Annotated in this window: 11 protein-coding genes; 6 read left to right on the forward strand and 5 right to left on the reverse strand. The window is 68.9% G+C overall.

What is annotated here, in order from left to right:
• The 6 genes from E4L96_RS24355 to E4L96_RS12110 form a co-directional block, all read left to right on the forward strand.
• A partial coding sequence (locus E4L96_RS24355) for a hypothetical protein (RefSeq protein ID WP_229414421.1) occupies positions 1-303 on the forward strand: 303 nt, incomplete at its 5' end.
• A 2-nt stretch (positions 304-305) separates the two neighbouring features.
• Positions 306-989 carry a C39 family peptidase gene (locus tag E4L96_RS12090; RefSeq protein WP_135207476.1) on the forward strand — a complete coding sequence of 228 codons (684 nt, stop codon included), beginning with the start codon at positions 306-308 and terminating at the stop codon, positions 987-989.
• A 9-nt stretch (positions 990-998) separates the two neighbouring features.
• Complete coding sequence (locus E4L96_RS12095) at positions 999-1,487, forward strand: hypothetical protein (RefSeq protein ID WP_135207477.1); 489 nt, start codon at positions 999-1,001, stop codon at positions 1,485-1,487.
• Positions 1,488-1,507: 20 nt separating this feature from the next.
• Positions 1,508-2,797 (forward strand): SlyX family protein, encoded by a 1,290-nt coding sequence (locus E4L96_RS12100; RefSeq protein ID WP_229414423.1) that lies wholly within the window; start codon positions 1,508-1,510, stop codon positions 2,795-2,797.
• Between the two features lie 56 nt (positions 2,798-2,853).
• Positions 2,854-3,360, forward strand: coding sequence for a GAF domain-containing protein (locus tag E4L96_RS12105; protein ID WP_135207478.1), 507 nt, complete (start codon positions 2,854-2,856; stop codon positions 3,358-3,360).
• Complete coding sequence (locus E4L96_RS12110; protein WP_135207479.1) at positions 3,357-3,740, forward strand: response regulator; 384 nt, start codon at positions 3,357-3,359, stop codon at positions 3,738-3,740. The genes E4L96_RS12105 and E4L96_RS12110 overlap by 4 nt, the downstream gene beginning before the upstream one ends.
• A gap of 94 nt (positions 3,741-3,834) precedes the next feature.
• Here E4L96_RS12110 and bcaP read toward each other — a convergent pair whose 3' ends face one another.
• The 5 genes from bcaP to E4L96_RS12135 all read right to left on the reverse strand — a co-directional run bounded on the left by bcaP (position 3,835) and on the right by E4L96_RS12135 (position 7,680).
• Positions 3,835-5,250 carry a branched-chain amino acid transporter BcaP gene (gene bcaP / locus E4L96_RS12115; RefSeq protein WP_135207480.1) on the reverse strand — a complete coding sequence of 472 codons (1,416 nt, stop codon included), beginning with the start codon at positions 5,248-5,250 and terminating at the stop codon, positions 3,835-3,837.
• Between the two features lie 168 nt (positions 5,251-5,418).
• A complete protein-coding gene (locus tag E4L96_RS12120; protein ID WP_135207481.1) occupies positions 5,419-6,039 on the reverse strand; it encodes a peptidoglycan recognition protein family protein in 621 nt (206 codons plus the stop codon).
• Positions 6,036-6,545 (reverse strand): gluconokinase, encoded by a 510-nt coding sequence (locus tag E4L96_RS12125; RefSeq protein ID WP_229414424.1) that lies wholly within the window; start codon positions 6,543-6,545, stop codon positions 6,036-6,038. The genes E4L96_RS12120 and E4L96_RS12125 overlap by 4 nt, the downstream gene beginning before the upstream one ends.
• A 36-nt stretch (positions 6,546-6,581) precedes the next feature.
• Entirely contained in the window at positions 6,582-7,322 is a 741-nt protein-coding gene (locus E4L96_RS12130; RefSeq protein ID WP_135207482.1) for an LrgB family protein, read from the reverse strand.
• Positions 7,306-7,680, reverse strand: coding sequence for a CidA/LrgA family protein (locus E4L96_RS12135; RefSeq protein WP_135207483.1), 375 nt, complete (start codon positions 7,678-7,680; stop codon positions 7,306-7,308). Before E4L96_RS12135 ends, E4L96_RS12130 begins: the two co-directional genes overlap by 17 nt.
• Positions 7,681-7,761: the final 81 nt, after the last annotated feature.

Below are 7,761 nucleotides of genomic sequence, written 5' to 3' on the forward strand. Positions count from 1 at the left end.
CAGCCAGTACTGTCCGCCCCGGCGCTTCCGGCAGCCGCAGCGCCAGACGCTACACCCTTCGGCGCGGCGGCACCGGCCGCCACACTGGCCCGCACTCGCGGCGGCGCCGATACGACCGTCGCCAACGAAATGCAGCTGTCCGGCACCGTCAGCGGCAACAGCGCGGCCAACCTGACCACGGGCTCCAACCTGATCACCGGGGGCTCGTTCGCCAACGCATCCGGATTGCCGACCGTGATCCAGAACTCCGGTGCCAACGTTCTGATCCAGAACGCCACCATCATCAACCTGCAGGTGCACTGACCATGCGTTGCGCCCTGCTCCTGCTGGCGGCCACCGCGGCCTGGCTCGCCCCGGGGGTGCCGGCGCAGTCCGGGGACCTGGCCGCCAACGGGGCCCAGTTCCGGGTGCCGGTGGCCAGCATGAAGGAGCTGCGCTTCCAGAAGACCCTGCGCCAGCAATACGATTTTTCCTGCGGCTCGGCCGCGCTGGCGACCCTCCTCACCCACCACTACGGCAAGCCGGCCGACGAAGTGGTGGTCTTCGAACGCATGTTCCAGGCGGGCGACCAGCCGCGCATCAAGCGCGAAGGTTTTTCGCTTCTCGACATGCAGCGCCTGCTGGCCAGCGTCGGCATGCGCGCCGACGGCTTCGCGCTCCCGCTGCAGAAACTGGCCGAGGCCAAGGTCCCGGCCATCGTGCTGGTGTCCACCAACGGCTACAACCACTTCGTCGTCATCAAGGGGCTGGACGAGAGCCGCGTGCTGGTCGGCGACCCCGCCAGCGGCACCCGCGCCATCGCGCGTGGCGAGTTCGAACGCATGTGGACCAGCAAGCTGCTGTTCGTGATCCATGACTGGAACGGGCCGGTGCGCTTCAACGAGGCGGCCGACTGGAACGTGGCCCCTGCCGCGCCGCTGGCCGAAGGCATCGACCGCCAGGGCCTGGACTGGCTTACGCTGCCCAAGCACGGGCCGGGCGACTTCTAGGAGCCGGCCATGCTGCGTCATTCCTCCGCATTCACCGCCCTGCTGCTCGCCGGGCTGGCCCGCGCTGCGGACGCTCCGTCCGGATGGATCCCGGTCGATGAGGCGACACTGGACCGCGCACGCGGCGGCTTCGAGCTGCCCGGTGGCCTGCAGGTCTCGCTGGGCATCGACCGGCTGGTTTCGATCAACGGCGCCGTGGTGGCGCAAAACTCCCTGCAGATCGCGGACATCGGCCACATGACGGCCGCCGAGGCGCAGGCCGCGCAGGCCGCGCTGGCCTCGACCCAGGTGGTGCAGAACGGCCCCCGCAACACCGTGCAGGACGCGCTGCCCGCATCGGCCCTGGGCGCCATCGTGGTGCAGAACACCTTGAGCGACCAGATGATCCGGGCGCAGACCATCATCAGCAGCCAGGTGAACAGCGCCTCCCTGCTCAAGGCCATCAATTTCCAGTCCAGCGTGACCGACGCGGTGCAGGCCGCACTGCGGCCCCGCTGACGCTCACATGGAGGAACCCCATGCAGCCAGGCCGCCCGCTCCGCCCCCTGTGTTTCGCCCTGCTGTGCGCCTTCACAGTGCCGGCGGTCACCGCCCGCCAGCAGCCACCGGAAGCCCCTCCTGACCTGGCGGCGCAGATCCGCGAATTGCGGCAGCAGATCGCGGAACAGAACCAGCGCATCGACCGCCTGCAGCGCGAACTGGAGGCCCAGCGGGCCGCCGCGGCACCGGCTGGCGCAGACGGCAGCGCCGATCCCATGCGGCCAGCACCGCTGGCGGTGCCGGCCATCCTCGCCGGCACCCGTGGACGTGGCCCGGAACCGGTGGGCGCCAAGCCAGCCAATGCCGACCGCCCGCCGGAAGTGGCCGCGCTGTTCGAGCAGCCCGGCGTGCTCACGCCGCGCGGCAAGACGGTGTTCGAGCCATCGCTCCAGTACAGCTACTCGTCCAGCAACCGGGTGGCGCTGGTGGGCTACACCATTATTCCGGCCCTGCTGATTGGACTGCTCGATGTGCGCGAAGTGAAGCGCAACACAACAACCGCCACCGCCACCTTCCGGCACGGGGTGACCAACCGCTTCGAGGTCGAACTGCGGGTGCCGTATGTGTACCGCAGCGACGCGACCGTCAGCCGCGAGATCTTCACCGGCACCGCCACCGAACGGGTGTTCAACACCAGCGGCCGCGCGATCGGCGACGTGGAAGTCGCGGCGCGCTACCAGGTCAATGCGGGGAACATCGAACGGCCCTATTACGTGGCCGGTCTGCGCTTCAAGTCGCACACCGGGCGCGATCCGTTCACGGTGATCACCGACTGCGTGACCCGCTGCGTGGGCGAGAATGTGACCGGCACTGGCCTGCCCCTCACGCTGCCGACCGGTTCCGGCTTCTATTCGCTGCAGCCGAATCTCACCGTGCTGTTCGCGTCCGACCCGGCCGTGTTCTTCGGCGGGGTGAGCTATCTGTACAACTTCAAGCGCTCCGGCGTGAGCCGCACGGTGCTGGGCGGAACCAAGGAGTGGCTGGGCGAGCTGGCGCCCGGCGGTGTCCTCGGCTTCAACGTCGGTCTCGGCCTGGCCCTGAACGACAAAGCCGCGCTGAGCATCGGCTACGACCACAATTCGGTGGGCCGCATGCGCCAGAACGGCGTGGTGGTGCCTGGCTCGGTGCGGACCCAGCTCGGTACCCTGCTGATCGGCTACTCGTACAGGCTGTCGGACCGGCGGTCGCTGAACTTCACGGTGGGCGCCGGGCTGACGCGCGACACCCCGGATGTCTCCCTGAATCTGCGCGTACCCCTGACCTGGTAGCCGACGGCGGCGCGGCGCCGCATGCTATGCTCCGTCCATCGCTGACCGGAGACTCCATGCAGGCCGCCCCCATTCCCGCCACCGACCAGGACCGCCTCGCCGCGCTGCGCGCGCTGCTGATCCTCGATACCCCGCCCGAAGAACGCTTCGACCGCATCATCGGTTTTGCTGCCCACGAGTTCGACGTCCCGATCGCCCTGCTCTCCCTGGTGGACGAGCAGCGCCAGTGGTTCAAGGCGCGGGTCGGGCTGGACGTGTGCGAGACGCCGCGCGACATCTCGTTCTGCGGCCACGCCATCGCGGCACCGGACATCATGGTGGTGGAAGATGCGGCGCAAGACGAGCGCTTCGCCGACAACCCGCTGGTGACGGGCGAGCCGCGCATCCGCTTTTATGCCGGGGCGCCCCTGCAGCTGCCCAACGGCCACGCCGTCGGCACGCTCTGCCTCATCGACCGCGCCCCCCGCAGATTGGATACCACCGAACTCGCGATCCTGGCATCGCTGCGCGACCTGGTGCTGGAGGAGCTGGCGGCCCGCGCGGCGGAAGGCGGATCGCCATGATGGCGACCGACGCGCGCTGGCTGCTGCTGGAACCGGACGCGCTGCTGCGCCGCACGGTCGCGCTGACGGCCCGCAGCCTGTCGCTGGGGGATGTCAGCGAAGCGACGCGCGGCGCGGAAGCGCGCGCCCAGATGCGCACGACGCGCTTTAAGGCCGGCATCCTGGCGCTGGACGGCAGCCCGGATGGCCTGCTCGACCTGGCGCTGCTGGACGAATGGCAGGCAACCCAAGGAGCCGGCGGCGGCACGGTCGCGGTCATGCTGCGCACCTGCACGCCGACGCTGCTGGCCGCGTTGAGCGAGCGCGGGGTCCGGCGCGTGATCGTCAAGCCGTTTCGCGCCCGGGTGCTGCTCGATACCCTCGACGTCCTGTTGAACTAGGGCGCGCCCCGCAGCCAGGCCAGGCCTGGACTGCCCAGCCGTGAACAAAAAAAGGGCTGCCCGCGGGCAGCCCTTGTCGTGGCAGCGGAATGGCTTAGACCACGGTCTCCGCGGTGGCGCCGGTCTTGCCGAGCACCGAGTGGTGGCGGGCGTACACGAAGTACACCACCAGGCCGATCGCCAGCCAGATGCCGAAGGCGATCCAGGTGATCTTCGACAGGAAGGTCATCAGGGCCAGGCAGAAGATGATGGCCAGTGCCGGGACCACCGGCACGCCCGGGCAGCGGAACGCACGCTTCAGGTCCGGGCGCTTCTTGCGCAGCACGACCACGGCCACCGACACCAGGCAGAAGGCGGCCAGGGTACCGATGTTGATCATCTCGGTCAGCACGTTAAGCGGGATGGTCGCGGCCAGCAGGCCGAAGACGATGCCGACGATCCAGGTGGCCAGGAACGGAGTGTTGAAGCGCGGGTGCACCTTGGACAGCGCAGCAGGCAGCAGCCCGTCGCGCGACATGGCGAAGATGATGCGGGTCTGGCCGTAAGCCATCACCAGGATCACGGTGGTCATGCCCAGGATCGCGCCCAGGTCGACGAAGCCGGCGAACCAGTTCTCGCCCGCGTACTGCAGGGCCAGCGAGACCGGGTGGTCTACGTTGAGCTTCGCGTACGGCACGATGCCGGTCATGATCGCGGACACCAGCACGTACAGCACCGTGCAGCCGGCCAGCGAACCGATGATCCCGATCGGCAGGTCGCGCTCGGGGCGCTTGACCTCTTCCGCCGCCGAAGTCACCGCGTCGAAGCCGATGAAGGCGAAGAACACCACGGCCGCGGCGCTCATCACGCCCGAGAAGCCGAACGGCATGAACGGCTGCCAGTTCGGCGGCGACACGTGGCGCGCGCCGACCAGGATGAACAGCAGGACCACGCCCACCTTGATCAGCACCATCACATTGTTCACGCGGGCCGATTCGCGCACGCCGAGCGACAGCATGGCGGTCAGCACCATCATGATGCAGAAGGCCGGCAGGTTGAAATAGGTTTCGACGCCCGGCAGTGCACCCGGCGCGGCAGACAGCGCGGCCGGGATGTGCAGGCCAAAGCCGCCGATCAGCGACTGGAAGTAGCCAGACCAGCCAACCGACACGGCTGACGTGGCCAGGCCGTATTCGAGCATCAGGTCCCAGCCGATGATCCAGGCGACCAGTTCGCCCATGGTGGCGTAGCTGTAGGTGTAGATCGAGCCGGCGACTGGCACGGTGGAGGCAAACTCCGCGTAGCACATGGCCGCGAAGCCGCAGGCCAGCGCCGCGACGATGAACGCGATGGTCAGGCCGGGGCCGGCCAGCGCGGAGCCGGTGCCCGTCAACACGAAGATACCGGTACCGACGATCGCGCCGATGCCCATCATGATCAGGTCCATGGGGCCGAGCACCTTCTTCAGGCCTCCCGGCGCCTTGCTGGTCGCGACCATCTGGTCGAGGTTCTTCGTTCTAAACAAACTCACTATCTTCCTCCAGTGCTGTAACTGTTTTCGTTTTGGAGCCCCCTCGACATACATACGCCGGGTAGGCGCAGGCAGCGGCCGCCGCAGGGCTCCGCAATTCTACACACTTCATTCTCAGCGCTGGGGGAAAAAATGGCGGCAATACGGGCACTGGCGCCCGCCGCGGCGTCAGGACGCGCGCTTCAGGCGTTCGCCAACCTGGCCGACGATGTAGCCGTTCTGTATATAGCGGTACAGATTGCGGCCGGGGCACACAGTCTGCGCCGAGTGGTCGCGATGGCTGGCGATGCGGTGCAGCGGGACGTTGTGGCGCTGGGCGAGCCAGGCCATCGTTGTAATGACAACGTCGAGCTGCGCCTGCGTCGGTTCGATCTCCTCGAAGTTGCCGACGACTTCAATCAGCGCGTGCCCGGTCGGGTCGTACTCGGTGTTGGTCTCGCCCGCGTATTGCAGGTCGCGCCCTTCGTACAGCGCCCCATCCGGCCCGATGATGTAGTGGTAGGGGATATCCTGCCAGTGCCGCTCGCGGCGCGACCAGGCCTGCAGGGTGCGCAGGTAGCTGGCCATGTCGGTGCCGGGCTTGAAGGTCTCGCCCTGGTGGTGCAGCGTGATGTGGGTGATGGTGTGGCGCTTCATCTTCTCGGGCGGCGGCGGCACCGAGCCCCAGGCCGCGGCCTTCATCATCGGCGGCTCGGGCAGCGCGGCGGCGCGGGAGGGCAGCGGCAGTGCGGAAGCGGCCAACAGCATGAGGAGACGGCGGCGGGCGGCGGAGATGGCGGGTGCGTTCATCGGCCCAGTATAGCGCCGGATTTGGCCAGCGCGTCGAGCAGCGTATCGACGGCCTGGCTGGAGGGACAGGTGACGCCCGCTTCATCGGCCTGCAGCGGCTCCAGGATCTGCAGCTGGCTGGCCAGCAAGGACGGCGCCATGAAGTGGCCGGTGCGCCCGGCCACACGCGCGGCCAGCATGGTCTCGGGGGCCGTCAAATGCAGGAAGCGCAGGCCCGCATCGGCCTCGCGCAGCACATCCCGGTAGCCACGCTTGAGCGAGGAGCAGGCCAGCACCACGCCGCCATGCGTGGCGATGGTGGCGCGCAGCTGGTCGCGCAAGGCCAGCAGCCACCCGGCGCGGTCCTCGTCGGTGAGCGGTACGCCGTGGCTCATCTTGTCCACATTCGCTTTCGAGTGGAAGGCATCGCCTTCGATGAACGGTACCTGCAGGCGCTCGGCCAGCGCCGCGCCGACGGTGCTCTTGCCGCTCCCGCTCACGCCCATCACCACCCATCGCTTATGCACAGCGCCTCCCCGTCGGTCACCCGGGAGATTGTACGTCTAGTGGACCAGCCAGCGCGAGATCAGTGGCACCAGCCAGGGCGCCAGCAGTGCCGTCATCACGCCGTTGAGCCCCATGCCCAGCGCCGCGAAGGCGCCCGCCTGCGCGCTGACCTGAAACGCGCGCGCCGTGCCGATGCCATGCGCCGCCAGCCCGAGGGCGAAGCCGCGCGCCTCGATCGACTCGATGCGCAGGGCGTTGAAGAGGAAGCGCCCGGTGGCCGCACCCAGGATGCCCGTGGCGATCACCAGCGCGGCCGTCAGCGCCGGGATGCCGCCGAGGCTCTGCGCGACCGCCATGGCGATCGGCGTGGTCGCGGATTTGGGCGCGATGGAACGCACCAGTGCCTCCGGTGCGCCCAGCAGGGCGGCGACACCGGCGGCGGTAACGATGGCCGTCACGCAGCCGCACAGCAGCGCGCAGCCGAGCGGCAGCAGCGAACGGCGCAAACGCGGGACCTGGCGCGCCAGGGGGACCGCCAGCGCCACCGTCGCGGGGCCGAGCAGGAAGTGAACAAACTGCGCGCCCGCGAAGTAGCGCTGGTAGGACATGCCGCTCAGCGCGAGCACGGCGCTGATCAGCACAATCGCGATCGCGACCGGATTGGCCAGAGGCGACATCCGGCAGCGCAGATAGATCCACTGGGCCACGATGTAGGCGCACAGCGTCAGCGTGAGACCGAGCAGCGGCGACGCGGACAGGTAGACCCAAAACTGGCTCAGCTCAGCGAACCGGAACATCGGGCGGCTCCGGCGGTGGGTGGTGGCGGCGTTCCAGGGCTTGCAGCACCAGCGCCGTCACGGCTTGTGCGGCGAGAGTGCTGGCCACCACGCCCGCGCCGAGCGCCAGCCAGTGGCCATTGCCCTGCGAGGCCGCGGCCACGATGCCCACGCCGGCCGGCACGAACAGCAGCGACAGATGGCCGAGCAGCGCGTTGGCGCCCTCCTCCAGCGCATCGCGCAGGCGCGGGCGGGCCAGCAGCGCGGCAAACAGCATCAGCATGCCCGCCACGGGGCCGGGCAGTGGAAGTCCGAACAGGTAGACCAGGCCTTCGCCGAGGCACTGGAAGATCAGCAGGATGGCAAAGGCGTTGAGCATGGCGTCAGGCGCGTGAGGCGGTGGACGTGCGCGGCGGGCGGCCACGGCGCGGACCACGCACTGTAGCGCAGGCGCGCCCGC

Source organism: Zemynaea arenosa, from assembly GCF_004614185.1.
GTDB classification, from domain to species: Bacteria; Pseudomonadota; Gammaproteobacteria; order Burkholderiales; family Burkholderiaceae_D; genus Telluria; species Telluria arenosa.

What these genes read in the sequence shown, in the direction of transcription:
- E4L96_RS12130 (WP_135207482.1), bottom strand. Translation starts at nt 7,322, where the DNA reads ATGTTCCGGTTCGCTGAGCTGAGCCAGTTTTGGGTCTACCTGTCCGCG.
- E4L96_RS12090 (WP_135207476.1), top strand. Translation starts at nt 306, where the DNA reads ATGCGTTGCGCCCTGCTCCTGCTGGCGGCCACCGCGGCCTGGCTCGCC.
- E4L96_RS12095 (WP_135207477.1), top strand. Translation starts at nt 999, where the DNA reads ATGCTGCGTCATTCCTCCGCATTCACCGCCCTGCTGCTCGCCGGGCTG.
- E4L96_RS12100 (WP_229414423.1), top strand. Translation starts at nt 1,508, where the DNA reads ATGCAGCCAGGCCGCCCGCTCCGCCCCCTGTGTTTCGCCCTGCTGTGC.
- E4L96_RS12110 (WP_135207479.1), top strand. Translation starts at nt 3,357, where the DNA reads ATGATGGCGACCGACGCGCGCTGGCTGCTGCTGGAACCGGACGCGCTG.
- E4L96_RS12120 (WP_135207481.1), bottom strand. Translation starts at nt 6,039, where the DNA reads ATGAACGCACCCGCCATCTCCGCCGCCCGCCGCCGTCTCCTCATGCTG.
- E4L96_RS12105 (WP_135207478.1), top strand. Translation starts at nt 2,854, where the DNA reads ATGCAGGCCGCCCCCATTCCCGCCACCGACCAGGACCGCCTCGCCGCG.
- E4L96_RS12135 (WP_135207483.1), bottom strand. Translation starts at nt 7,680, where the DNA reads ATGCTCAACGCCTTTGCCATCCTGCTGATCTTCCAGTGCCTCGGCGAA.